At 75.0% G+C, this 24,022-nt stretch carries 27 protein-coding genes; 11 read left to right on the top strand and 16 right to left on the bottom strand.

Going from position 1 to position 24,022, the window contains the following annotated elements:
* Window positions 1–410: 410 nt before the first annotated feature.
* The 9 genes from ACWDCZ_RS22925 to ACWDCZ_RS22885 form a co-directional block, all read right to left on the bottom strand.
* The gene (locus tag ACWDCZ_RS22925; RefSeq protein WP_449816838.1) at window positions 411–1,661 is read right to left on the bottom strand and encodes a sugar ABC transporter permease; all 1,251 of its coding nucleotides are present in this window, start codon (window positions 1,659–1,661) and stop codon (window positions 411–413) included.
* Complete coding sequence (locus tag ACWDCZ_RS22920; RefSeq protein ID WP_049653670.1) at window positions 1,658–2,467, bottom strand: ATP-binding cassette domain-containing protein; 810 nt, start codon at window positions 2,465–2,467, stop codon at window positions 1,658–1,660. Before ACWDCZ_RS22920 ends, ACWDCZ_RS22925 begins: the two co-directional genes overlap by 4 nt.
* Window positions 2,468–2,574: 107 nt before the next feature.
* The gene (locus ACWDCZ_RS22915) at window positions 2,575–3,675 is read right to left on the bottom strand and encodes a substrate-binding domain-containing protein (protein ID WP_049653672.1); all 1,101 of its coding nucleotides are present in this window, start codon (window positions 3,673–3,675) and stop codon (window positions 2,575–2,577) included.
* Between the two features lie 219 nt (window positions 3,676–3,894).
* A complete protein-coding gene (locus tag ACWDCZ_RS22910) occupies window positions 3,895–4,260 on the bottom strand; it encodes a hypothetical protein (protein ID WP_049653674.1) in 366 nt (121 codons plus the stop codon).
* A 191-nt stretch (window positions 4,261–4,451) separates the two neighbouring features.
* A complete protein-coding gene (locus ACWDCZ_RS22905) occupies window positions 4,452–5,129 on the bottom strand; it encodes an HAD family hydrolase (RefSeq protein ID WP_049653676.1) in 678 nt (225 codons plus the stop codon).
* A gap of 74 nt (window positions 5,130–5,203) precedes the next feature.
* Window positions 5,204–6,157: a DUF4331 family protein gene (locus ACWDCZ_RS22900; protein WP_388048893.1), complete on the bottom strand. Its 954-nt coding sequence runs from the start codon at window positions 6,155–6,157 to the stop codon at window positions 5,204–5,206.
* 529 nt (window positions 6,158–6,686) lie between these two features.
* The gene (locus ACWDCZ_RS22895; RefSeq protein WP_449816837.1) at window positions 6,687–7,946 is read right to left on the bottom strand and encodes a cytochrome P450 family protein; all 1,260 of its coding nucleotides are present in this window, start codon (window positions 7,944–7,946) and stop codon (window positions 6,687–6,689) included.
* Between the two features lie 162 nt (window positions 7,947–8,108).
* Window positions 8,109–8,681, bottom strand: a complete 573-nt coding sequence (locus ACWDCZ_RS22890) for a GNAT family N-acetyltransferase (protein WP_158077667.1) — start codon at window positions 8,679–8,681, stop codon at window positions 8,109–8,111.
* Entirely contained in the window at window positions 8,678–10,165 is a 1,488-nt protein-coding gene (locus ACWDCZ_RS22885) for an ATP-grasp domain-containing protein (protein WP_449816836.1), read from the bottom strand. Before ACWDCZ_RS22885 ends, ACWDCZ_RS22890 begins: the two co-directional genes overlap by 4 nt.
* 162 nt (window positions 10,166–10,327) lie before the next feature.
* Here ACWDCZ_RS22885 and ACWDCZ_RS22880 point away from each other — a divergent pair, with 162 nt between their 5' ends.
* Complete coding sequence (locus ACWDCZ_RS22880; protein WP_449816835.1) at window positions 10,328–10,957, top strand: putative glycolipid-binding domain-containing protein; 630 nt, start codon at window positions 10,328–10,330, stop codon at window positions 10,955–10,957.
* A gap of 59 nt (window positions 10,958–11,016) precedes the next feature.
* On the opposite strand, the gene ACWDCZ_RS22875 is transcribed toward ACWDCZ_RS22880, so the two are convergent.
* On the bottom strand, window positions 11,017–11,769 hold the full coding sequence (locus tag ACWDCZ_RS22875; protein ID WP_387820891.1) for an SDR family NAD(P)-dependent oxidoreductase: 753 nt from the start codon (window positions 11,767–11,769) through the stop codon (window positions 11,017–11,019).
* Window positions 11,766–12,110 (bottom strand): hypothetical protein, encoded by a 345-nt coding sequence (locus ACWDCZ_RS22870; RefSeq protein WP_449816834.1) that lies wholly within the window; start codon window positions 12,108–12,110, stop codon window positions 11,766–11,768. The genes ACWDCZ_RS22875 and ACWDCZ_RS22870 overlap by 4 nt, the downstream gene beginning before the upstream one ends.
* A 124-nt stretch (window positions 12,111–12,234) precedes the next feature.
* Between ACWDCZ_RS22870 and ACWDCZ_RS22865 the strand changes: the two genes are divergently transcribed.
* Both ACWDCZ_RS22865 and ACWDCZ_RS22860 read left to right on the top strand, forming a co-directional pair.
* On the top strand, window positions 12,235–12,489 hold the full coding sequence (locus ACWDCZ_RS22865; RefSeq protein ID WP_049661285.1) for an acyl carrier protein: 255 nt from the start codon (window positions 12,235–12,237) through the stop codon (window positions 12,487–12,489).
* A gap of 86 nt (window positions 12,490–12,575) precedes the next feature.
* Window positions 12,576–12,788, top strand: coding sequence for a hypothetical protein (locus ACWDCZ_RS22860; RefSeq protein ID WP_380779898.1), 213 nt, complete (start codon window positions 12,576–12,578; stop codon window positions 12,786–12,788).
* An 88-nt stretch (window positions 12,789–12,876) separates the two neighbouring features.
* On the opposite strand, the gene ACWDCZ_RS22855 is transcribed toward ACWDCZ_RS22860, so the two are convergent.
* Entirely contained in the window at window positions 12,877–14,520 is a 1,644-nt protein-coding gene (locus ACWDCZ_RS22855) for a hypothetical protein (protein ID WP_449816833.1), read from the bottom strand.
* Between the two features lie 293 nt (window positions 14,521–14,813).
* Here ACWDCZ_RS22855 and ACWDCZ_RS22850 point away from each other — a divergent pair, with 293 nt between their 5' ends.
* On the top strand, window positions 14,814–15,920 hold the full coding sequence (locus tag ACWDCZ_RS22850; protein WP_449816832.1) for an RCC1 domain-containing protein: 1,107 nt from the start codon (window positions 14,814–14,816) through the stop codon (window positions 15,918–15,920).
* A gap of 33 nt (window positions 15,921–15,953) precedes the next feature.
* Here the strand turns inward: ACWDCZ_RS22850 and ACWDCZ_RS22845 are convergent, their stop codons facing one another.
* The gene (locus ACWDCZ_RS22845) at window positions 15,954–16,160 is read right to left on the bottom strand and encodes a cold-shock protein (RefSeq protein WP_049650901.1); all 207 of its coding nucleotides are present in this window, start codon (window positions 16,158–16,160) and stop codon (window positions 15,954–15,956) included.
* A 438-nt stretch (window positions 16,161–16,598) separates the two neighbouring features.
* On the opposite strand from ACWDCZ_RS22845, the gene ACWDCZ_RS22840 reads away from it, so the two are divergent.
* From ACWDCZ_RS22840 to ACWDCZ_RS22815, 6 genes are all read left to right on the top strand, one after another.
* Complete coding sequence (locus tag ACWDCZ_RS22840) at window positions 16,599–17,099, top strand: peptidylprolyl isomerase (RefSeq protein WP_049650895.1); 501 nt, start codon at window positions 16,599–16,601, stop codon at window positions 17,097–17,099.
* A gap of 154 nt (window positions 17,100–17,253) precedes the next feature.
* Complete coding sequence (locus ACWDCZ_RS22835) at window positions 17,254–17,931, top strand: GNAT family N-acetyltransferase (protein WP_049650894.1); 678 nt, start codon at window positions 17,254–17,256, stop codon at window positions 17,929–17,931.
* 162 nt (window positions 17,932–18,093) lie between these two features.
* Complete coding sequence (locus ACWDCZ_RS22830) at window positions 18,094–18,528, top strand: hypothetical protein (RefSeq protein ID WP_449816831.1); 435 nt, start codon at window positions 18,094–18,096, stop codon at window positions 18,526–18,528.
* 271 nt (window positions 18,529–18,799) lie between these two features.
* Window positions 18,800–19,288 (top strand): hypothetical protein, encoded by a 489-nt coding sequence (locus ACWDCZ_RS22825; protein ID WP_049650892.1) that lies wholly within the window; start codon window positions 18,800–18,802, stop codon window positions 19,286–19,288.
* A 224-nt stretch (window positions 19,289–19,512) separates the two neighbouring features.
* Entirely contained in the window at window positions 19,513–20,622 is a 1,110-nt protein-coding gene (locus tag ACWDCZ_RS22820) for a hypothetical protein (RefSeq protein ID WP_449816830.1), read from the top strand.
* Between the two features lie 188 nt (window positions 20,623–20,810).
* A complete protein-coding gene (locus tag ACWDCZ_RS22815; RefSeq protein ID WP_049650890.1) occupies window positions 20,811–21,065 on the top strand; it encodes a hypothetical protein in 255 nt (84 codons plus the stop codon).
* 246 nt (window positions 21,066–21,311) lie between these two features.
* On the opposite strand, the gene ACWDCZ_RS22810 is transcribed toward ACWDCZ_RS22815, so the two are convergent.
* From ACWDCZ_RS22810 to ACWDCZ_RS22800, 3 genes are all read right to left on the bottom strand, one after another.
* Window positions 21,312–21,752: a GNAT family N-acetyltransferase gene (locus ACWDCZ_RS22810; RefSeq protein ID WP_449816829.1), complete on the bottom strand. Its 441-nt coding sequence runs from the start codon at window positions 21,750–21,752 to the stop codon at window positions 21,312–21,314.
* A gap of 17 nt (window positions 21,753–21,769) precedes the next feature.
* A complete protein-coding gene (locus ACWDCZ_RS22805; protein ID WP_449816828.1) occupies window positions 21,770–22,156 on the bottom strand; it encodes a nuclear transport factor 2 family protein in 387 nt (128 codons plus the stop codon).
* A gap of 126 nt (window positions 22,157–22,282) precedes the next feature.
* Window positions 22,283–22,891, bottom strand: a complete 609-nt coding sequence (locus ACWDCZ_RS22800) for a peptidase inhibitor family I36 protein (RefSeq protein ID WP_380781373.1) — start codon at window positions 22,889–22,891, stop codon at window positions 22,283–22,285.
* 360 nt (window positions 22,892–23,251) lie between these two features.
* On the opposite strand from ACWDCZ_RS22800, the gene ACWDCZ_RS22795 reads away from it, so the two are divergent.
* The gene (locus tag ACWDCZ_RS22795; protein ID WP_449816827.1) at window positions 23,252–23,983 is read left to right on the top strand and encodes an alpha/beta hydrolase; all 732 of its coding nucleotides are present in this window, start codon (window positions 23,252–23,254) and stop codon (window positions 23,981–23,983) included.
* Window positions 23,984–24,022: the final 39 nt, after the last annotated feature.

Raw genomic sequence — 24,022 nt, 5'->3', positions numbered from 1 at the left:
AGCTGCGGGATTATTGACGGGACCATGCCAGAACAGGTCAACGGGCCGCCGATCCGGGACGGGTCGGAATGGCCGGTTCCCCGATCGCGCGGGCGGCGCCCGACCGCCACCACCGCGGTCGTGCGGCGCGGGACGCGGGAGCACGGGACGGACGCGGCGGCCGGGCGCCGGGGCGGCCCGGGGGGTTGTGCGGCCAGCCCTGATCCGACGCAGTGGCACATTCGCCCGCCGAAGGTGCACTTGCCTCCGATCCGGGGTCGGGCCGTCCCCGCCTGCGCGCCGGCGCACCGGGCCGGAGGGATATCCGGTCACCCCGGCCTGGCCGATGTCCTCCCCTCCGCGCACCACGACGGCCCGGCACCCCGCGCTGCGGCGGGGTGCCGGGCCGAGGGGACGCCGGACGCCCGGCGCTACCCCCGGCCGCTGCTGCGGGTGCGGCGGGTGAGGGAGTCGAGGACGACGGCGGCCAGCAGCACGGCGCCGGTGATCATGTACTGGATGGCCTGGGCGGCGTGGACCATGTCCAGCCCGGTGGTGATGGACTGGATGACCAGGATGCCCAGTAGCGCCGACCAGGTCTTGCCGCGGCCGCCGAACAAGCTGGTGCCGCCGATGACGGCCGCCGCGATCGCGCTCATCAGGACGTTGCCGCCGCCGAGTTGCTTGTCGGCGGAGCCCTGCTGGGAGGCGTAGAAGAGGCCGCCGAGGCCGGCCAGGAACGCGGAGAGGACGAACACGGAGATCCGGACCCGGGCGACGTTGACGCCCGCGCGCCGGGCCGCCTCGACGCCGCCGCCGACCGCGAAGACCTGCCGCCCGTAGCGGGTGCGGCGCAGCACGAAGTCGGTGGCGAGGACGGCGCCGAGCAGCACGACCAGGGACAGCGGCAGGCCGCGGTCCTGGTTGAGGGCGTAGGCGGTGGCCAGGGTGAGGACGGCCAGGGCGCCGGCCCGGATCGCGCTGTCGGAGGCCGGCGGGGCGGTGAGGCCGGCGACGCGGCGGCGGCGGGCGGTGTGCAGGCGGGCGGCCAGGTAGAGGACGGGGGCGAGGAGTGCCAGGCCCCAGGCGTAGGCGATGTCGCCGTCGCCGAGGAAGGTGGTGTCCAGGCTCGCGACGACGCCGTCGTGGCGGTTGTTGACGGTGCCGGCGTCGCCGAGCACGTACTCCTGCAGGCCGCTCCAGGCCAGCATCCCGGCGAGGGTGACCACGAAGGCGGGCACCCCGACGCGGGCGAAGAACAGGCCGTGCAGCAGTCCCATGACGCAGGCCGCGCCGAGGGCGGCGGCGATGGCGAGCCACTCGTTCCAGCCCTGGCGCACGGCGAGCACCGCCGCGATCGCGGCGCTCGCGCCGGCCACCGAGCCGAGGGAGAGGTCGATCTCGCCGAGGATCAGCACGAACACGACGCCGACCGCGATCAGGCCGGGCCCGGCGATGAAGCGGGTGATGTTGGTGAGGTTGTCGGCCTGCAGGAAGTGGTGGGTGACGGACTGGAAGACGATCGCGATGACGACCAGGCCGACGACGACCGGCAGCGAGCCGAGCTCGCCGGAGCCCAGACGGCGCCGGGCGGCCTGCGCGAGTCCCGCCCAGCCCTGCGCGGGCGGGTGCAGCCGCGGATCGGCGGGCGAGGGGGTGGCGGGTGCGTCGGGGGTGCTCATACGGCCTCGGCCTCCTCGGCCTGCTCGGTGCGGCGGGCCCGGCGGCGGGCGTGGGCGTTGTCGGTGGCGCCGGTGATCGCGGCGACGATCTGCTCCTGGGTGGTGCCGGCCACCGGGAAGACCCCGTTGTTGCGGCCCAGGCGCAGCACGGCGACGGTGTCGGCCACCGCCCGTACGTCGGCCATGTTGTGGCTGACCAGCACGACCGCCAGGCCGCGCTCGCGCAGCCGCTCCACCAGGTCCAGGACCTGGGCGGTCTGCTCGACGCCGAGGGCCGCGGTGGGCTCGTCCAGCACCACCAGGGCCGGCTCGCCGACCAGGGCGCGGGCGATGGCCACCACCTGGCGCTGCCCGCCGGACAGCGCGGCCACCGGGGCGCGCACGTCGGGGATGCGGATGGCGAGGGTGTCCAGGAGGCGGCGGGCGTGCTGCTCCATGGCGACCTCGTCGAGCAGGGCGGGGCCGAGCAGGGCGCGGCGGCGCTTCTCGCGGCCGAGGAAGAGGTTGGCGATGACGTCGAGGTTGTCGCAGAGCGCGAGGTCCTGGTAGACGGTCGCGATGCCGAGGGCGGCGGCGTCCTGGGGGCGGGCCAGGCGGACCGGCTCGCCCTGCCAGGTGAGGGTGCCCTCGTCCACGGGGTGGACGCCGGCGATGGTCTTGACGAGGGTGGACTTGCCGGCGCCGTTGTCGCCGACGAGGGCGAGCACCTCGCCGGCGTGGACGTCGAGGTCGACGTCGGTGAGGGCCTGGACGGCACCGAAGCGCTTGGAGACCGAGCGCAGCTGCAGGACGGGTGCGCCTGTCACGGGAACCACCTTGGGGGAGGGGCTACTTGAAGACCTGGTCGAAGGATGCTGGTGCGGGGCGGGCTATTTGAGGCTGGCCGCTTTGGTCCCGGCCGCCGGGGGCCGGGCTACTTGAGCCCGGCGGCGGCGCACGCGGCGGCGTAGTCGGCGGTGCAGATGTCGGAGGCCTTGTAGGTGCCGTCGGCCAGGACGGTGGAGGCGATGGTGTCCTTGGTGACGATCTTGGCGTCCAGCAGTTTGGTCGGGATGTTCTTGGCGGTGGCGCTGTCGACGCTCGCGGTGGCGATGGTCTTCACGTCCTTGCCCTGCAGCAGGGCGACGGCCAGTTCGGCGGCGGCCTCGGCCTGCGGGCGGTAGGCCTTGTAGATGGTGTACGCCTGGTCGCCGGCCACGATGCGCTGGATGGCGTCCAGGGAGGCGTCCTGGCCGCCGACGGGGACCTTGATGCCGGCGCCCTTGAGCTGGGTGATGATGGCGGCGGCCATGCCGTCGTTGGCGGAGTAGACGGCCTGGAAGCCGTTCTTGCCGAACTCGGTGACGGCGGCGGAGATCTTCTGTCCGGCGACGACGGGGTCCCACTGCCCGGACTGCTCGTAGACGACCTTCTTGACCTTGCCGTCGAGGACCTTGTGCGCGCCGGTCTTGAAGTCCGCGGCGTTCGGGTCGGCCTCGTCGCCGTCGATCATGACGATGTCGGCGTCGGCGGCCTGCGCGCCGAGCGCGTCCAGCAGGGCCCGGCCCTGGAGTTCGCCGACCTTCTCGTTGTCGAAGGAGGTGTACGCGGCGATCGGGCCGGCGGCCAGGCGGTCGTAGGCGATGACCTTGACGCCCTTGGCGGCGGCCTCCTGGACCCAGTCCTGGGTGGACTTGGCGTTGTACGGGTCCAGGACGATCACCTTGACGCCCTGGGCGAGCAGGGTGTCGAACTGCTGCTTCTGCTTGGCGGCGCTGCCCTCGGCGTTGTTGTACAGCACCTTGCACTGCGCGCACAGGGCCTTGACCTTGGCCTCGATGTACGGGCGGTCGAAGGATTCGTAGCGCACGGAGGAGGCGTTCTCGGGCAGCAGCAGGCCGATGGCGTTCGGGTCGCCGGCGGCGGAGGAGGAGTCGCTCTTGGCGCCGGCGGCCTTGCCGCAGGCGGCGGTCATGGACAGGGTCAGGACGAGGCCCACGGCGGAGACGAGGGCGCGGCGCAGTGCGGCGTTCATCGGATACCTCTCCCTGGGGGTCGCCGCGGCTTCGCGGCGGGGTGGGGGGAGTTAAACCTGGGCGCGTACATGACGTCAATAAGTAAAACCAGACTGCCGGGAATCCACCACTACTCGTTATGTTCGTGAACACGCCTCGGGGGGCGGGGGCGCGCGACGCGGCAGTGCCCGCCGCTCCCCTCGCGCGGCGGGCACTGCCTGATGGGAACTGAGTGACCGTCAGGGACGGTCGAGGGTGATCGAGTTGATCGGCCCCAGGTCGTAGTAGACGCCCTTCGGCGAGGAGAGGTCGTAGACGCAGTCGGCGCCGCCCGAACCGCGGCACAGGCGGGCGTGCGCGCCGCCGGTCTGGTTGTTGAGCACCCAGTGCATGCCGTACTGGCCGCTCAGGTTGTGCGCGCCGTAGCTCCAGTAGACGTCGCTGGGGCTGACCGCCGGGTCCTGGTCCTGCGGGTAGACGCAGACCGCGCCCGACGGGCAGCCCGCCCACGCCCCGTCCGCGGCGCCGGCGCCGCCGGCCTCCACGGTGGTCAGGGCGGCGGCGGCCAGGGCCAGGGCGGCGACGGTACGGGTGATCCTGCGCATGGGTGGTTCTCCCTTGGCTGGTACGAGGACGGACGACCGTTGCGTCCGGTGCCCGTCAGCCTAGGAATCCGGTGCCCGCGGCGGTCCCTGACATCTGACAGGGGCGCGCCTCCTTGCCCCCGCAGCCGCAGCCGCAGCCGCAGCCGCAGCCGCAGTCGGACTCGGAGCAGGAACCGGGGCCCGCCACGGAGCTACGGCAGCGGGAGCGAGGCCGCCCCGGCGACCAGCGCCGGCAGCTCCCGCATGTCCGCGAAGGTCCGGGTGCCGGGCCCCGCCAGCCACGCCTCGGGCGTCAGGCCGCCGTGGAAGCCGAGCGACCGCATCCCCGCCGCCCGCGCCGCCGCCACCCCGTACTTGCTGTCCTCGACCACCAGGCACGCCGCCGGCTCGACGCCCATCGTGGCGGCCGCGTGCAGGAACAGGTCCGGGGCGGGCTTGCCGCGCTCCACGTCCTCGGAGCTGAAGACCCGCCCGGCGAAACGCGGCAGCAGCCCGGTCCGCCCGAGCGTGGAGCGCAGCCGCGCATGGCTGCTGGAGGACGCCACGCAGTCCGCCACCCCGGCCCGCTCCAGGGCCGCCAGCGCCGCCACCACCCCCTCCACGGGGGCGAGTTCGGCGGCGAACACCTCGTCGTACAGGTGCTGGAAGCGCTTGTCCCAGCCCGGCTCCAGCGGCACGCTCGCGTGCGCCTCGATCTCGGCGGTCATGAACGCGTGCGAACGGCCCAGGAACCGCTCGACGATCTCCTCCTGCGACAGCGGCCACCCCACCTCCGCGACCACCCGCTCGTCCACCCGCACGGCCAGCCGCTCACTGTCGAGCAGCACACCGTCGCAGTCGAAGACCACCAGCTCCACGGGAAGGGACATGCCGCCACCCTACGGGGCGCCCGCGGCGGGGCGGCGGGCGCGTCCGCAGCGGGGTCGCCGGGGGCCCGGCGGGCTCAGTGCGGGTGGCCCAGGTACGGGAAGGCGGGCAGCAGGTCGGTGTGCGGGCCGATGTGGTCGCCGGGCACCTTGCCGTCGGTGAGCATTGTCAGCCGCGCCGAGGTGACGTCGTCGCTCAGCGTGCGACCGTTCGGGTAGCCGGCCGGGCGGGCGCGGTCGTAGCGCAGGATGTCCGGCAGGACGATCCGCAGCTGGGCCTCGGCCGCGTCCGTGGTGTACCCGCCGAAGTGCTGCAGCTTCGCCGTCCACGGCTCCCGGTAGTTCTCCCAGTCGTCCACCGGATCCCCGGCGTTGTACGCCTCCTTGGCGTCCTCCTCGTTGAAGTACGCCGTCAGCGACGGGTGCGCACCGCGGTCCACCGACACCAGGTGCCCGTCCTTGCGCACGCTCACCCGCGCCCACACCCCGATCTCCGGCGCCGGCCCGAACTGTGCGTCCGGCGCCTCCAGCACGATCCCGAACACGTTCTTGTCCGCGCCCCAGTCCACCCCCGTCCACTGGAAGTCCTTCACGATCCCGTCCAGGTCCGCGAAGAACGGGTCGCTGCGCAGCCCCGCGCTGACCCGGTGCGCCCCCGCCTCCACCACCGCGGGCGTGCCCGTGAAGCTCACCGGCGCGTCCGCCACCAGCACCTCGCCGACCGCCTCCAGCCCGCGCGCCCCCTCGCCGGCGGCCCGCCGCACCGTCATGGTCTGCGCCCCGTCCCGCGGCTCGGAGAAGGTGAAGCTGTACGCGAGGTCGGCCCGCCGGTCCCCGTCGGTGTCGATGTCGATCCGGTACACCGCCTGCGGGTGGAAGGCCTGTCCGTCGGACGGCGCGACCGGGTTGACGTTCATGATCAGCACCGTCCGGCCCGGCTCCGGCGCGGCGAAGGCGAACAGGTCGGTCAGGTCCAGGCGCGCGTCACCCTCGGGTGAGCGCAGGTTCGGTCCGCTGAGGTGGTGCGACAAGACGGCCTCCGGGGTCGGGCGGGCTGCGCGGGGACACCCCCCGACCCCCTCGGCCATTGCTAGCACGCCCGCCCGCCCCCGGCCCGCCCCGCTGCGCCACCCGGGCGGGCGCGGGCGCGGGCGCGGCCCGGTGGCGGCGTGCGGGGCGTCAGCTCGCGGGCAGCCGCGCGGTGAAGGGGTCCGCCCCGGTCCTGGCGTCCGGGGCGCCGTAGCCGAAGAGCCAGGTGGTGCCGTCCGGGCCGGTGGTGAACACGCCCGGTTGGGTGAAGGCGAACGGGGCGGGGGCCACCGCCCAGGAGGACCCGGCCCACCGCCCAGACGGCGTTCCCGGCCCCGGCCCCGGCCACGGCGTAGCCGGAGAACGCGCCGCCGGCGGTGCCGGGCACCGTGCTGCGGGTCCGGCCCTGCCCGCCCCAGTGGACGGCCGGCCCGCTGTCGCCCACGGCCCACACGTCGGCCGTGCTGTCCGGGCGCGCTGACACCGTGCTGACCGACTGACCGACTGACCGGCCCGGGGCGGGGAGGAGCCTCAGGGGGCCTTCGGCGCCGGCTCGCCGAGCAACACCGGCAGCGCGCGGTGCCCGTTGGAGATCAGCGAGTCGACCGGCTCCAGCCGCGCGCCCGGGGCGAACGCGAGGTCGGGGAAGCGCTCGAACAGCCGGCTGAGCGCGGTGCGCCCCTCCAGGCGGGCCAGCGGCGCGCCCAGGCAGAAGTGCACGCCGTGGCCGAAGGCGAGGTGGGACTTGACCGGCCGGGTGACGTCGAAGACGGCGCCGCTGTCCCCGTAGCGCACCGGGTGGCGCCCGGCGGCCGCGTAGGCGGGCAGGATCGCCTCGCCGCGGCGCACCGTCACCCCGCCGGGCAGGGTGATGTCCTCCACCGCGAAGCGCAGCGGCAGGTGCGCGAGCGGCGCGTCGCGGCGCAGCGCCTCCTCGACCACGTCGTCCCAGTCGGCCTTGCCCGCGCGCACCAGGGCGAGCTGGTCGGGGTGGGTGAGCAGGTCCGCGATGCCGTTGTCGATCAGGTTGACGGTGGTCTCGTAGCCGGCCGAGACGATCAGCAGCAGGGTGTCGCGCAGCTCCTCCTCGCTCAGCGCGGCCGGACCGCCTCCGCCGCTCTCTCCGTCAGCCCCGTCGGCGTCGTCGTCGCGGGCGGCGATCAGCGCCGAGGTCATGTCCTCGCCCGGCTCGCGGCGCTTGGCGGCGATCAGCTCCTCCAGCAGGGCCTGGAACGCCGCCCCGTTGGCGGCGGACTCCTCGGGGGTGAGGGCGGTGGAGAAGACCTTGTCGACGATGCCGCGGAAGCCGTCCGTCACCTCCTCCGGCAGGCCCAGCAGCTGGGAGATGACCCGGATCGGCAGCGGGTAGGCCAGGCGCGCGCGCAGGTCCACCACCTCGCCCGGCGCGGTGCGGGCCAGGTCGTCCAGCAGGGCGTCGGTCAGCTCCTCGACGCGGGCGGTCATGGTGGCGACCCGGCGGGGCGTGAACGCGCTGCTCACCAGCCGGCGCAGCCGCCGGTGGTCGGCGCCGTGCGCGTTGAACATGTTGCGCACGCTGATCCACAGCGCCAGCGGCCAGGTCCGCACCGCCCGGTCGAAGTCCGGCCAGTGCAGCAGGCCGTCCTTGGAGACCCGGGGGTCCGTGAGCAGTTCCTCCAGCAGCACCGGGTCGGACACCGACCAGGCCCGTACGCCCAGGATGTCGACGGGCACGGCCGGGCCGCTCGCGAACAGCTCGGCGGTCTCGGTGTCGCGGGCGCGGCCGGTCGGGTCAAGTACGAGACGTTCCACGGTAGTTCCTCCACTCGGTGCGGCAACGGTGCGGCTTCGGCGTCGGGCCGGGTGCGGCGTCGGCGCGTGGCCGCACGCCGCGCCGACGCGCACCGGGACACGAGGATGCGCCCGGGGCGCGGGCCCCGTCGAGAGGGCCCGCGCCGTCCGGACGTCGGGGGGTCACGCCCGCAGGCGGCCCGCCTCGTGGACCAGCGGCGGCGCCACCGCGTCCGCGGCGCGCTCGAACAGGGCGCCGCTGCGGCTGCCGGCCGCGGTGCGCACCCAACGCCAGCCCCGTGCGCGGTAGTAGGCGTGCAGGGCGGCGTTGTCGCTCCACACGTTCGCCCGCAGCAGGGCGGCGCCCGCCCGCGCGGCGCGCCAGGAGGCCCAGTCGCCCAGGCGGGTGCCGATGCCGTGCCCGGCGTACCGGCGGTCCACCGTGAAGGAGCTCACGTAGCGGGCCGGGCGGGCGAGTTCCTCGCCGGTCCACAGCCGGGGGCTGCCGGTGGGGCGCAGCGTGAGGGTGGCGACGGCCTCGCCGTGCGGCGACAGCGCGGCGACCACGGTCAGGCCGAGGGCGATCAGCGCCAGGCCGCGCTGGGCGTCGTACGGGTCCGACCACTGGGCCGAGCCGTGCTCCAGGGCGATCCACGCGGCGGCCTCCGCGCGCAGGGCGGCCAGCCGGGGCAGGTCGGCGGGCACCGCGGTGCGGACGTACAGCGGGTCGGACCGCGGGTCGGGGCGCGGGTTCACCACGGCGCTCGCGGGGCGGAGGCGGAGGGACCCGCGGAGGCGGAGGGGACGGCGGCGGGGCCGGAAGGCCCGGGCAGGCCGTACGGTTCGAGGGGTTCGAGGACGAAGCCCGCGCGCAGCGCGTCCAGCAGCTTGCGTCCCGGCGCGGTGAGCGCGGTGCCGTCGGGGGTGGTCAGCGGATGCCGGGCGACGATCCGGGCGAGCGGCACACCCGGGTGCAACACCATGCCGGGGGAGGGGAGTTGCAGCAGCACGCAGTCGTCGGGCCCGCACTCCAGCAGGCCGAACCCGGCACCGCAGTACCGCAGCCGCCCGTCCTTGAGCCGGTGCAGGCCGCCGGCGGGCGCCGCCGCCACCCGCACCGGGGCGCCGGTGTGCCGCACCACCAGCTGCACGGCGCCCGCCGCGTCCGTACGCGGCTCGCCGCCGGTGGCGTGGCCGTAGAGCTCCAGCACGTGCCGCAGCGCGGACGGCAGCGCGCGCTCCGCCAGCTCCAGCTCGCCCAGCAGCCAGGTCGAGCCCTGCATACGGCAGTTGAGCTCCAGCAGCAGCGGGCGCTCGCCGTCCAGGACGAAGTCGGCGCCGAACAGGCCCCGGTAGCCGAGCGCGGCCAGCGCCTCGCCGACGCGCCGCGCCGCGGCGGCGGCCCGGGCCAGGGCGAGCGGCGCCAGCAGGGCGGGGGCCGCGAAGTCGCAGCCGGAGTAGGCGCCGAAGGGCGCGCCGACACCCTCGATACGGGTCAGCTGGACGGACGGGCGCAGCACCCGCACCGTGCTGTCCGCCGACACCAGCACGTGCACGTTGAGCGCGACGCCCTCGACGTAGCCGCTCACCAGCCAGGGCCCGCCGCCGACTTGGCGGATCGGCTGCAGGTCCGCCTCGTCGACGACCAGGTGGGTGCCCTTGCCGCTGGAGCCCACCGGCGTCTGCACCACGTAGGGGGAGCCGAAGCGGCGGCGCAGCTCCCGGTGGTCGAGCGCCGGGACCACCGCGTCCGCCGGGGTCGCGGCCCCCACCGACCGCAGCCACGCGCGCTGCGCCCGCTTGTCGCTCAGCATCGGCAGGGCCACGAGCGAGGGCGGCTCCAGCAGGCGGGTGCCGAGCGCGCCGAGTGCCGTGCGCCACTCGGGTTTCATCGCCGAGTAGGGCAGCAGCGCCAGCTCCCGGCCCCGCCAGCCGCCACCCGCCGCGCCCGCGCCCCCGTCCGCGCCCCCGTCCTCGTCCAGGGTGCCGGCGAGCGCGCGGAGCACCGTGTGGACCCCGGCCCCCGCCGGGGTGTGGTCGCGCACCCCCCGCTCCGGTTCCAGCGCGTGGAAGGAGGCCCCGAACTCGCCCGCCCAGCCCGTGTCCGGGCCCTCCACGCTCACCACCGCGGACAGGCAGCCGGTGCGCAGCAGCGGCAGCACGTTCAGGGGCCGGGCACAGCACGACAGTCCGGGCAGGGCCCGCAGCCGGGCCACCGCTTCGTCACAGGATGTGATCACCCACGCGATTATGGAGAGCCCGGGACGGCGCTCGCCGCCACCGCACGCCCCGCCCCGCCCCGCACGAGGCACGCCCCGCCCCCACCCTCACCCGAACGAAGGAGCCCCCCGTGTTGACGGCCCGTCGGGCCCGCTGTCGGCACCCGGCAGTACCGTGCACGAATGAACAGCAGCACCGCCCCCGACCCGAACCGCCCCGCCGAACGCCCCGCCGAACACGCCGCCACCCGCACCGCCGCACCCACCTGGCGGGTCACCGAGACCGCCGGCCTGGAGACCTCCTGGATCGACCTCGGCCCCACCTCCCTGACCGCCCACGGCCGCGCCGCCGCCGCCGAGCCCGCCCCGTACTGGCTCGACTACCGGCTCGACACCGGCGACGGCTTCACCACCCGCCGCATGCACGTCACCGCCCGCACCCCCGACACCACCCGCACCCTCGACCTGCGCCGCGACGAGACCACCGGCCACTGGACCGTCGACGGCACCCCCCGGCCCGACCTCGACGGCGCCCTCGACTGCGACCTCGGCCTGTCCCCGCTCACCAACACCCCGCCCGTGCTGCGCCACGCCCTCCACCTGGGCCCCGGCGAGCACCACTTCCTGATGGCCTGGATCCGCGTGCCCGAGCTGGTCGTCGTGCCCTCCCGCCAGACCTACACCCACCTGCGCCGCCACGAGGACGGCCGCGCCACCGTCCGCTACGCCTCCGGCGACTACCGGGCGGACCTGCTGCTGGACGCGGACGGCCTGGTCGCCGAGTACCCGGGCCTGGCCCACCGCATCGCCTGACGGGCCAGGGCCAGGACCCGGGGCCTCAGGCCCGGCGCGGGCCTGAGGCCGGGGGGTGTTCAGACCGCGGTGCGCCCGCCGTCCACCGGCAGGAGGGCGCCGTGGACGAAGCCCGCCGCGTCGCCGGCCAGGAAGACGACCGCGGCGGCGATCTCCTCGGCCTCGGCGGGCCGGCCCGCCGGCGCCTCGGCCGCCATGTCGCTGAGGCCCTCGCCCATGACCGCCGTGCCCTCGGTACGGGTGGGCCCCGCGCCGACGGCGTTGACCCGCACGCCGCGCGGCCCGTACTCGGCCGCCCAGGTGCGGGTCAGCAGGTTGACCGCCGCCTTGCTGGAGCCGTACAGGGACATGCCCGGCGCGCCGTGCGAGGCGGCCTGGGTGCTGATGTTGACGATCGCCCCGGCGCCGCGCGCGGCCATCGCCGGGGCCAGCTCGGCCACCAGGAAGTAGGGCGCCCGCACGTTGAGCGCGTAGACGGCGTCGAACTCCTCCTCGGTCGTCTCCTCGGTCGGCCCGAACGGGTAGACGCCGGCGTTGTTGACCAGGATGTCCACCCGGCCGCCGCCCAGCGCGGTGGCCGTACGGGCGAGGCGCCGCACCGCGGCGACGTCGCGCAGCTCGGCGGCGACGAAGTCGGCCCTGCCGCCGCCCGCCCGGATCGCGGCCACCACCGCCTCGCCGCGCGCCGCGTCCCGGCCCGCGACCAGCACGTGCGCGCCCTGCTCGGCCAGCGCGGTCGCGGTGGCCGCGCCGATGCCGCTCGTCGCGCCGGTCACCAGCGCGACCCTGCCCGCGAGGGAGGAGGAGATCATGACCACGGCCCTTCGGAGAACGAGGTGCTTCGCAGCGGGGGCGGGCGCGCGCTCGGCGCCCGCCCCTCCAGCGAACCACGCCCGGCCGCGCGGCGCCCCGTCGTCCAGGCGGCGCGGCACGGGCGGACGCGCCCGCCGCCCGGGTGCCCCGGCCCCGGGGCTCGGGTGCCGTAGGCGTGCGGGAAGACGTCCACCGCCTCGGCGACGACCTCCCGCACGTCCGCGTCCGGCCGGTGCTCCAGCGGCCCGGTCAGCGGGGCGAGGAGGTGCCCGGCGGCGCGGTCGGGGCCGCGGGGGCGGGCCGGGGCGGGCCGTTCCGACCATCCCCGTGAAGGCCTCACGCGTACGAGTGAACGAGCTGGACCGGACGCCTTTCGACCACGTACAACTGCGCCCACAGGGCCTCCCGTTGAGCGATCCGCCACCCTCCGGCCCTGCCGCCCCACGCACCCCGAGGAGGGCCCGATGGCCGCCGAGATCACCTACGAGGAACTCGCCACCCTGGTCAGGACCCGCGCCGGCGTCCAGGTCACCGCCGAGGAACTCGCCGAACCGGGCCGCATGTTCCTCGACCTCGGCGTCGACTCGCTCGGCGTGCTGGGCGTCCTCGCCGACGTGGAGAACCGTTACGGCGTCTCCGTCGACAGCGCGGAGCTGCTCGGGCGTCCCGTCGCCGAGTTCCTCAAGGACGTCAACGCCCAGGTGGCGTCCGGCTCCTGAACGATCCGGAGCTGGGAGCCGGCCCGGCCGTCCGGGTGCCGGCCCGTACGACTCGGCCGCCTCGGCGGCGGCCCGGCGTCGTGATCATGGAGAACGGCAGCAACTTCCAGCAGGTCCGGGACCCGCAGGGCGGCCAGTGCTACCCCGGCCTCGGCGCCGACACCGCCATCGCCAACCGGACCGGCGGCACCATCCTGCTCTTCCCCGACGGCAACTGTCAGACGAGAATCCTCAACCCCCTGGGGCCGGGCGAGTTCCGGCCGGACGAGAACGTCGGCAGCTTCCTGGCCCTGGACTGACCTCGCGCCACCCCCGTCCGTCCGCCCGCCCTCCGGCCCGAACACCGGAGGGCGGGCGGACGGGCGCGTCCGGCCCCGCGCGCGTGCCTCAGATCGCGAGCGGGTCCGCGCACACCGCCAGGTCGTGGACCGTCGCCGCGAAGCGGGGCGCCACCGTGCCGGGGCCGAGGACGTCACGGGCCGCCGTCAGCAGCGCGTTGCGCAGCCGCCCGTGCGCGGCGAGGTAGCCGAGCTGGGTGAGCGCCGCCGACTGCAGCGCCCGCGCCCGCCGCTCCACCGGCGCCGGGACGGCCGACGGGATCGCGCAGGCGCCGACCACCGGGTCCAGCAGCAGCACCGCCCGCGCGTAGTCCGGCACCGCGCCCCCGCCGCCCCCGCCGTCGTACGCGCGCTGCGCCGCGTCCACCGCCCGCCGCGCGCCGTCCTGTTCGGAGCCGTACCGTTCCGTGCCGTCCCGGTGCGCGCCGTCCGCGGCCGCGAGCTGTGCCCGGGCGGTGACGGCCGGCCGGGCGGCGCCCAGGGCGGTGCAGGTCAGGCGCGCCCACACCTCGCGCACGGTGCGGGAGGGGGTGTCCAGATGGCCGGGGGCGGCGAGCAGCGGGGCGACGGCGCCCGCGTCGGGCAGGGCGCCGGCGGCGGCGCGGTGGGCGGCCAGCCACGCGGACACGTACGGGGCGCCCCACACCGGGTGCCCGTACGCGCCGAGTCCGACCTCGGCCGGGGTGCCGAAGGCGGCGGCGGTGGCGTCCAGCAGTTCGGCGCGGGCCGGGCCGGGGGCGCCGAGCAGTCCGGCGCCGGCCAGGTACACGGCGCGGTGCGCGGGCAGGTAGAGGTTCAGTTCGGCGGGGGAGGCGTGCCCGCCCGCGGGCCGCAGGACCATCCGCACCCCGGCGGCCTCGACCGCGTACAGGCCCTCCTGCCAGGGGATCCCGGTCCAGGCGGGCCAGTGGGCCCGGGGCGTCGGGGCGGACAGCGGGCCGCCGACGGTGTCGGTGGGGGCGAGGAAGTCCGGCCGGCCGGTGGAGACGGTGCGGCCGAGGTCGGAGCCGGCCAGGGCGAGCGGGCCGATGCCGAGCCGGGTGCCGTAGGCGTAGTCGACCAGGCGGGCCTGCCGGGCGCCCTCGGTGACCTGGCGCAGCACCGCGTCGGCGAGGAACCCGTCGGGCGCGTACACCGCGAGGTCGGCGGGCGGTCCGGCGGGCAGGCCGGCGCGGGATCCGGTGAACAGCCCGCGCACGCCGCCGAAGTGGTCCACCCCGCTCTGGGTGTGGACCACGGCCCGCACCGGACGGGTGTCCCCGGTGGTGGAGCGGTACAGGGCCAGAGCGGCGCGGGCCGTCTCGTACGAGCCGAGCGGGTCGATCACCAGCAGGGCGCGGGGGCCGGTGACGACGGTCAGGTTGGCGAGGTCGAAGCCGCGCACCTGGTAGAGGCCGTCGGCGACCCGGAACAGGCCCGAGGGGACGGCGAGCCGGCCCTGGCGGCGCAGCGCCGCCGCCACCGGGGAGCCGGCGTCGGCGGGGGTGTCGGAGGTGTGGAAGTCGAAGGCGTGGAAGTGCCAGACCGCCTCCTCGCCGTCCAGGGACGGCAGGGCCCGGTAGGGCGGGGCGGCGAGCAGGCCGCGCTGGGCGTTCTCGAAGTCGGCCGGGGCGTCGGGGAGTTCCTTGGCGCCGGCCAGGTTCCGTCGCGTGACGTACGCGGTCGGCTCCATGGGCACGAAGGTGTCGGCCACGGGCTTGCCCTCCTCAAGGCGTGACGGTCTCCGCGCGCTGCCCCGCGCGCGGAGACCGCCGACACTAGGGGTGACGGGCCGTATACACAACGGCAGGGGTGTGTGGAATGCGTGCGGGGTCGCGGCCGGTGCCCGGCTGCGGGGGTCCATCACCCGTTCGGGTGGCCGCGTGGCGGCTTCCGGTGCGGGCGGCGGGCGCGTGGGTAGCGTCGGGCCATGATCGCGGACTCGTCAACCGTCCTGACGTGTCGACGATTTGACTTATTGTCACATCAGTTAAGAGGCATCGTCGCATGGCAGAGAAGCGCCTGAAGTCCTGGGGCAACAACCGCTCCGGCCAGCTCGGGGACGGCACCTGGGCCGACCTCCGCACCACGGCCACCACCGTCCTCGGGCTCACCAGCGCCGAGGTGGTGAAGATCGCCGCCGGCGGCGCCGGTGCGAGCCTCGGGTACGGGCTGGCCCTGCTGACGGACCGTACGGTGCAGTCCTGGGGCGTCAACGGCTCGGGCCAGCTCGGCGACGGCACCGTGTTCAGCCACAACGCCCCCGGCCAGGTGGTCGACGTCTCCGACGCCACCGACATCGCGGCCGGCGGCGCGCACAGCCTCGCCCTGCTCGCCGACGGCACCGTGGTGGCCTGGGGGCAGAACACCCACGGCCAGCTCGGCAACGGGACGAACTCCGACAGCGGCGTCCCGGTCCGGGTCGAGGGCCTGCACAAGGTCGTCGCCATCGCCGCCGGCCTCCACCACAGCCTGGCGCTGCGCGAGGACGGCACCGTGTGGGCCTGGGGATACAACGGCAACGGCCAGCTGGGCGACGGGACTTCGTCGAGCCGCGGCCTCCCGGCACCGGTCAGCGGCCTGACCGGCGTGAGCCGGATCGCCGCCGGGGCCGGCCACAACCTCGTCCTGGTCGGCAAGCCGGGCGCCGGCGCCTCGGTGAAGGCCTGGGGCTACAACGCCACCGGCCAGCTCGGCGACAACACCACCATCAACCGCTTCACCCCGGTCGCCACCCGGCCGACCTGGTCGGGCGGCGTCTCGCAGATCGCGGCCGGCTGCAACCACAGCATGGCCGTGGTCGACGACGACAGCCGCCTCAAGGCCTGGGGCCAGAACACCGCCGGCCAACTCGGCGACGGCACCACCGTCTTCCGCGTCCTGCCCGTCACCGTCCCCGGCCTGACGGACGTCCGCCTGGTGGCCGCCGGCCGGGAGCACACCGTGGCGCTGTCCGGCACCAGCACCGTGCACTCCTGGGGCAGCAACGGCTCCGGCCAGCTCGGCGACGGCACCACCACCGACAGCTGCACCCCGGTGCCCACCCTCACCGCGCTCACCGGCATCGACAAGATCGCCGCACCGGTGGGCGGCGACTTCAGCCTCGCCAACTGAGGCCCCGGGCGGGCGGCGTGGCGGGTTGTGCGCTCAGAGCGGGATGACGTTCACGGCCTGCGGCCCCTTGGGTCCCTGTTCGATCTGGAACTCCACCCGCTCGCCCTCCGTCAGGGTCCGGAACCCGCCCCCGATGATGCTCGAGTAGTGGACGAAGACGTCCGGGCCGGGGATGTCCGGCGTGATGAAGCCGAACCCCTTCTCGGCGTTGAACCACTTCACGGTGCCGAAGTTGACCAGGGCCCGGCGGCCCTCCGCCGCCACCGGGCCGGACGCCGCCCGGTTCGCGCTCGCCTGCGCGGGGGTCGCCTGCGCGGGGGTCGCCTGCGTCGGGGTCGCCCGCGTCGGGGTCGCCTGTGCCGGGGCTGCCTGTGCCGGGGCGCAGAGCGCGATCAGGGCCGCGAGGGCGAGGAGCGGCACGCACACCACGGCCGTCACGCGGCCGCGGACAAGGGAGAGAGGGGACATCGCACACTTCCTGACGGGACGTAGTCGATCGCCCACTCACAGTGCGGGCGGGGGTCGTTCTCCCGCAAGTGCCCGGAGCGGGAAGTCGGCCCGGCCGACTTCCCGCGTCCCGGCGCCACGACGGGAACCTCAGCAGCCCCGGCCGCCCCTCCTGCCACAATGCGCGGTGAGCGTTCTCGTAGCCGCCACCATGCAGACAGTGAGGTCATCATGTCGAAGGTCAAACTGAGTACCAACCACGGCGACATCGTCCTGCGCCTCGACGCGGAGAAGGCCCCGGCGACGGTGGAGAACTTCCTCCGGTACGTCACGGACGGCTTCTACGACGGGACGGTCTTCCACCGGGTCATCGACAACTTCATGGTCCAGGGCGGCGGGATGGAGCCCGGACTGAAGCGGAAGGAGACCCGCGCGCCCATCGAGAACGAGGCCGACAACGGCCTGAAGAACGTCAAGTACTCGGTGGCGATGGCCCGCACGGGGGACCCGCACTCGGCCACCGCCCAGTTCTTCATCAACGTCGCCGACAACGACTTCCTCAACCACAGCGGCAAGAACCCCCAGGGCTGGGGCTACGCCGTCTTCGGCGAGGTGGTCGAGGGCCAGGAGGTCGTGGACGCCATCAGGGCCGTCGCCACGGGCTCCAGGGCCGGCCACCAGGACGTCCCCAAGGAGGACGTGGTCCTGGTGAAGGCCGAGGTCGTCGAGTAGGGCGGACGAGCGGGCGGGGAGCGGTCGGGAGTGGGAAGTCGGCCCGGCCGACTTCCCACTGCGCGCGGCGCGCCGGGGCAGGGCCGGGAGAGCCCGGAGGTCGGAACGCGGAAATCCGGATGACCGCGGCCGCCACCGCCCCCGACAATGGCGCATGCTGACCGACCACTGGCCGCTGCTGGGCCTGCGCCTGCGCACCCCTCGCCTCGAACTGCGCCTGCCCGCCGACGACGAACTCGCCGCCCTGGCCGACCTCGCCGCCCAAGGCGTCCACGAACCGGACCGGATGCCCTTCATCGTCCCGTGGACCGACCTCCCCCCGGCCCAGCGCGCCCGCTCGGTGGTCCAGCACCACTGGCTGCGCCGGGGCAACTGGTCCCCGGACGACTGGGCGCTGAACCTGGCCGTCTTCGAGAACGGCCGGGTCGTCGGCCTGCAGACCGTCGCCGCCCGCGACTTCGCCGTCCTGCGGCAGGCCTCCACCGGCTCCTGGCTCGGCGCGCGGCACCAGCGGCAGGGCATCGGCACCGAGATGCGCGCCGCCGTCCTGCACCTGGCCTTCGCGGGCCTGGGCGCGACGGAGGCGGTGTCGGGCGCCTTCGAGGACAACCCCTCCTCGTACGCCGTGTCGCGCAAGCACGGCTACGAACCCGACGGCGTCGACCGCCACCTGGTCCGCGGGCGCGGCGTGACGGAGCGGCGGCTGAGGCTCACCCGGGAGCGCTGGCAGGCGCGGCGCGAGGTCCCCGTCACCGTCGACGGACTGGCGCCCTGCCTGCCGCTGTTCGGCCTGCCGGGCGACCGCGGCGAGGGCATTTCAGACCCCGCGTGAGTGGGAAGCCGGCCCGGCCGACTTCCCACTGCGCGTCATCCCCGGGGCGGCGCGGTCAGGGGACGTACACGCTGCCGCCGAACCGCACGATCACCCGCGGCTGTCCGTTCACTCGTCCGTGAGCACCGGAAAGCGGCGCCGAGGCCTGGCAGACTCGACCGCATGCCCGAACAGACCCCCGTCCCGGCAGCGGACGAGGGCGACGCCCTGCGCCCCTACGCGGCCCACTACCCCGACATGGCGCGGGCCGGGTCGCTGCTGAACGCCCTTCGGGCACACGCCGATCGGGCGGGGCTCCGGCTCGGGGGCGAGCCGGCCGCCGAGCCGGGCCGGTGCCGGACGGCGGCGCGGGTGACCACCGGGGACCGGTTGACACGGGTCGGGATGACGGCGAGGGAGCGCGGCTTCGACGTCAGCTGCTGGGCGGGCGGAGTCCACCTGGCCACCGGCAGCACCGGCGACCTCGCCGAGGCCGCCGGGGCGGTGGCCACCTGGCAGGCGGGGGCCCGGCTCGCCGAACTCCTCGCGCGGTGGCCCTTCCTACGGACCTGGGAACTGGCCGAGGCCCACGAACGGGGCGACGCCGTGCCCTCCTGAGCCGACGACCGCTGCGAGTTCCTGGCCGCACGCGAGCGCCGTCGTCAACTACCGGGCCGGGCCGGGCCGCCCCGCCCCGCGTGCTGCGGCAAGGCGGGCGCGCGGCATCCCGGGTGCGCGAACACCATGCGCGTCGACAAACGATGAACCGCACATGTCACGGCGTTCACCGCGTCGTCCACCGTTCGTTGACCGGCCGGCCGGATCGTTCACCACGGCGCGGAACACAGCCCGCGCACCCCACCCACGACCCACGGAATCGAGGGAGACCATGCGTATCTCCGCACGTACCGCCGCGCTGGCCGCGGTGACCGCCATCGGGCTCGGCACCATCGCCACCGGCACCGCCCAGGCCGCCCCGGCCCCCGCCCAGGCCGCCCTCTCGGCCGCCCGCAGCACCACGGTCCACCTGCACAACGGCACCGGCTGCACGCTCAACCGGACCGACTACTCGCTGTCCCACGGCATCTGGACCCAGGGCCAGGAGCCGCCGCAGTCGCTGGGCAACACCGGGGACGCCGTCTTCCAGTCGGAGAGCAACGGCTTCATGACCGGCACCGAGGGCTCGGTGACGTTCCAGGCGTCCAACTGCGAGGAGGGCTGGCGCAACGGCGCGGCCGTCAGGCTGCACTGGAACAACCCCTACGTCGGCAGCAACGGCTACGACGACGACGGCACCACCCGGGGCTTCTTCCGCACCACCCACGACACCGGCGCCGGCGACAACGCCAATGTCTACTGGGGCGCCTGGAAGGCCTGACCCGGTCCCGGGCACCGCCGGGCGGCTCAGGACCCGACCGCCTTGCGCACGTGCCGGATGAACGGTGCCCCGTGGCTCGATGCCGAACGGCCCGGACAGCCCGGGCCGTTCGGCACCCGGAGCGGCCGGGCCGCTCCCGGTGACGAACGGGGCCGGTCCGGAAACCCGCTTGGTCGGCCGCCCCTGAGCTGCGAGGATGCCTCCGTTTCCCAGACGGAGGAGAGTTGTTCGTTTTTGTGTGCGCGGGGTGCGGGGCCGAGCTGACCACCGCACTGTTCCGAGTCGCCCTGCCCGTCCACGCCCACCAGAAGTACGGAAACGGGCTCCAACTCCCCGTGCTGATGGAACCCGGCACGTTCGCCGTGGACCCGGAGCCCTGGGGGCCGCCTTGGCGGCGGTGGGAGGAGGTCCGTCCCGACGAGGCGGCCGCCCGCGGCATCCACGCGCCGGTCCCCGCCCTGTCCGACGGCCCGCCCGGCGCGGTCGTCATCGCCCCGGGGGACGCGCGCAACACCCTGCTGATCCCGGAGGGGCGCGGCGGCTCCTGCTGCGGCCTCGACGGTGCCGACGGCCCCAACACGGCCTGTGCGGCCTGCGGTCGGCCGGTGGCGAGCCGGGTCGACGACTGCTCGCTCTGGCAGGCGGTGTGGCTCGCGCCGGACGCCGTGCGTCGCCTCCCCGTCGACGGAGAGCCCGTCGCGCCGCTGTCCTGGACGGAGGCGGTGGCGGAGGGGAAGGGCACGCCCCCGTTCGAGCCGATCGCCACGTGGGGCGGCCCGCGGCTGGGGTCGGGCCACTTCTGGTCGTGGAGCCCGCAGTGGGAGGCCGCGGCAGGCCGGGCCCTCGCCCACCTGCTGGCGGCCTCGGAACGCCGTCCGGTGACCGTCCCGCACGGCCCGGCCGCGGAGGTGTTCCAACGCGCCCTCGACGCCCTGCTGCCGGCGGGCCCGTCGCCGCGCCGCGCCGTCCTGGCCGGACCGGGACTGCCCGCCCCCGCCAGCGGGGCCGACATCCTCCTCGTGCCGACCCACCCCCGGACGGGAGAAGTCTGGGCCCCGCCCGCTCAGGCCTCCCACGCGTACCCGGTGCCGCTGCCGGTCGGGGTGTGGCGGTGGCTGGCCTTCCCCGAGCCGCACCTGCCCGTCCCCGCGTCGGGCGGCATGCCCGACGGCGTCCTGCGCGACGACCCGCCCGCTCCGCGCGCCCGTTACCCCTTCCGGGCCGACGCGGGCGTGTTCCGGCACACCCTGGCCCGGCTGCCTGCCGTCCGCAGCCCGTGGCTGCGGGAGATCCTGGAGAACCTCGACCGGCACATGCGCGCGGGCCTCTTCTGACCGCCGTCCGGGCCGTCACGTTCCGAACCCGGATGACGCGGGCCGCACCGGGTCCGGATCGGGAGGCCGGCCGGTGTCCTTTCCCCACCACGGGCGTTGAACGGGCGGGCGTCATGGGGGCGCCCTTTCCGACAGCCGTTGCCGCGACCGGCCGACCGGCCGGTGCGGCGACCGGGAAGGAGACGAGCATGGCCACGTACAACACGGAGATCTACACGGGCGGCGGGGGCTGGCAGGCGGACGAGCCCCTCACCCTCAATATCGCCAACCGTGGGCAGGCCGTCGGTGACGGCACTCCCTCGACGGGGACCACGGTCACCTGGACCAGCCCCGACGCGGGGGCGGGCAACGTCACCTTCTTCGACGACGGCAACAGCTTCCGGGGCACGGCCCAGTTCCCGGGCGAGGGTCCCGTCGAGTACCGGGGCTCCCTGGCCGACTGACCGGCGACCGCGTAGGCCCCTGGCCCGGACGGACCCTCGCGCCGGTGAGCGCGAGGGTCCGTCATCCGGTTCCGTCCCGCTCCGGTCCCGCGACGAGGCGCTGCCACGGCGTCCCGCCCGCTGCTCCGCGCTCCGATCCCCCTGGTGGCCAAGGCCGGAGGCGGGTCGGGGCCGACGCCGCCGTCCCGGCGGGGCGGGGGAGGAGTAGGAAGTCGGCCCGGCCGACTTCCTACTCCAGAGCGCCGTTCAGCGGCGCGCGCGTTCGTGGTGGACGAGGCCGGCGCTCGTGCAGGTGGGGGTGAATCCGGCCTTGGCGAGGACCCGGCCGGAGGCGGGGTTGGCCTCCCGGTGGACGGCGAGCACCCGGGCGGGCAGCCCGTCGCCGGTGAGGAACTGCCGTACGGCGGCGGTGGCGTGGCCGCGGCCCCGGGCGTCCTCGCGCACGACGTAGCTGAGCCGGCCGGTGCCGCGGCCGGGGTCGAGCCGGAGCCGGACGACGCCGAGCAGGTCCCCGCCCACCTCGATGCCGCGAACGAGGAGCCCGGGGTCCGTGGCGGCCTCGCGGACGTAGGCGAGGGCCTGGACGCCGGTCATCGCGCCGAACCACACATCCGTGGCGGACCCGTCGGCATGGATGCGGCGAACCGACTCGGCGTCGCCGTCGGCCAGTTCACGCAGTCGCAGCACCGGAGCGGGCCGCCGTATCAGGCGAAGACGAGGCGGAAGACCTGGTTGTAGACGAAGAAGCCGCCCGGCTGGCCGGGGATCGGCTGCAGGTTGAAGGTCTCGGTGAAGAGCATCGGCTTGTCGAAGGCGTTGTCGATGGCGAGGTTGCCGGTCACCGTGACCAGGACGCCGCCGCCCGGGGCGGGCTGGGCGTCGGAGGAGGTGACGCTGTGCTTGACGACGGCGAGTTCGGGCCTGCTGATCGTCTCGATGATGCCCGCCTGCCCCTGGACCTGCTTGCCCTCCCAGGTGAGCATCGACTCGGGGCGGTAGAGGCTCGCCAGGTTGTTGCGAGTGGCGATGCCGCCGTCGAAGGTCGTGTAGTAGTGCCCGACGAACGAGTTCGCAATGCTGTTGAAATCCATGAGTGGAACGTAGCGATCCGATCGCCGTCGGCACTCGAATTGCACAGTAATCGGCGTGCTCCGGTCGCCGGTGTGGTAGCGAGTGGGAAGTCGGCCTGGCCGACTTCCCACTCCGGCGCGGCCGTTCTAGCAGGGGCTGAGCCAGTAGACCCAGCCCCAGGGGGCCGCGCGGTCCTCGCTGTAGCCGCCGGGCGAGGTCCAGCCGACGTTGCCGTCGGCGCCGTAGAACCTGGCGTACAGCGTGGACCGCTGGTTGTTGATCCACGATCCGGTCCCGGTCCAGTAGATGCGGACCGGGTAGTTGCAGGTGAACAGGCGCAGTTCCTCGCCCGTGAAGTTCGTGCCGCTGTACGCGCACACGTAGGTGTACGGGCAGCCCGAGGACAGGGCGGGGGAGTCGCCCTTGGCGGCGAGGTCGCGGGCCCGCTCCTCCCCGGGCAGGGGGAGCAGCAGTTCGCCGCCGGGCAGGGCGATCTTGTTGACGGCCACCTGGCTCGCCCCGGGGGTCTTGGCGAGGTAGTCGTCGACCCGGTCCTGCAGGCTCCTGGCCTGGGCACCGCTCAGCCCCAGGTCCCGGGCCTGCGCCGAGAAGCCCGCCTGGCCGGCGCCCGTGCCGCCCGCGCCGGTGGCGGCGGACGCGGCCGGGGCGACGCACACCGCCAGGGCGGCCGCGACGGCGAAGGGCACCGCGAGCAGACGCTTCTTCATGGTTCCCGCTTTCAGGCGTTTCAGCATGAAACCTCCTTGTAGGGGTCCTTCGGAAGCCCATCCTGTCCGGGCGCGGAAGCGGCGGTCTTGTAGGAATGCGTACGGCCGCTTGGCACCGGGACGCGTGGAGCCGTGATCACGTGGCCGGGAAAAAGGGTTGGACGGGACGAGGCCCGGGCTTGTAGCTTGCAGTCGACCGTGACACCGCCCGAGGAGGTGAGACCCATGACCGCAGTACCGATATGGGTGCTCCCCTTGGGGTTCACGGCCGGCGACTGACGCAGGGTGTCGCCGGGAGCGCCGCGATGAGCAGGCAACTCCCGAAAGGCCACACCGATGCCTACTTCCCAGCCCCTTCACTTCACCGCAGAGTCCACGGCGGACGGCATGACCGAACGCGACTTCACCGTGGGCGGCGTCCCCGGCGTGCTCTGGTCACCCGCCTCCCCTGCCACCGGCAGCGGTCGCGCACCCCTGGTCCTGATGGGCCACGGCGGCGGCGCCCACAAGAAGCACCCCTCCATGGCGGGCCGGGCGCGGCTCCTGGCGGCCGGCTGCGGCTTCCACGTCGCCGTCCTCGACGCACCCGGTCACGGCGGCCGGCCGCGCAGCGCGCAGGACGAGGCGGACATCGCCGAACTGCGCGCGGCGCAGGCGGCGGGCGAGCCGGAGGGCCCGGTCGTCGTCCGCTACAACGCCCGCCTGGCCGAGCTCGCCGTACCCGAGTGGCAGGCGGCGCTGGACGCCCTCCAGGAGCTGCCGGAGATCGGCGCCGACGGGCCGGTGGGCTACTTCGGCATCGCCATGGGCACCGCGCTCGGCGTGCCGCTGGTGGCGGCCGAGCCCAGGATCACGGCCGGGGTCTTCGGGCTGATGTGGCCCGACGCCCTGGTCGAGAAGGCGCGGCGGATCACCGTCCCGGTCGAGTTCGCCATGCAGTGGGACGACGAGCGCATCCCACGCGAGGCCGCCCTCGCACTCTTCGACGCCTTCGCCTCGACGGAGAAGACACTGCACGCCAACGCGGGCAAGCACTTCGACTTCCCCAGGTCCGAGGCCGACAGCGCGGCCCGCTTCCTCACCCGGCACCTCGCCCGGACGGCCACCTCGCCGGCGTGAGGTGTGCGGTCGCGGCGCCCGGCGTGCCGGCCGGGCGCC

It is taken from the genome of Kitasatospora sp. NPDC001225 (assembly GCF_053597855.1).
The sequence above is the reverse complement of the archived record's forward strand: the minus strand, read 5'-3'. Positions and strand labels throughout refer to the sequence as shown.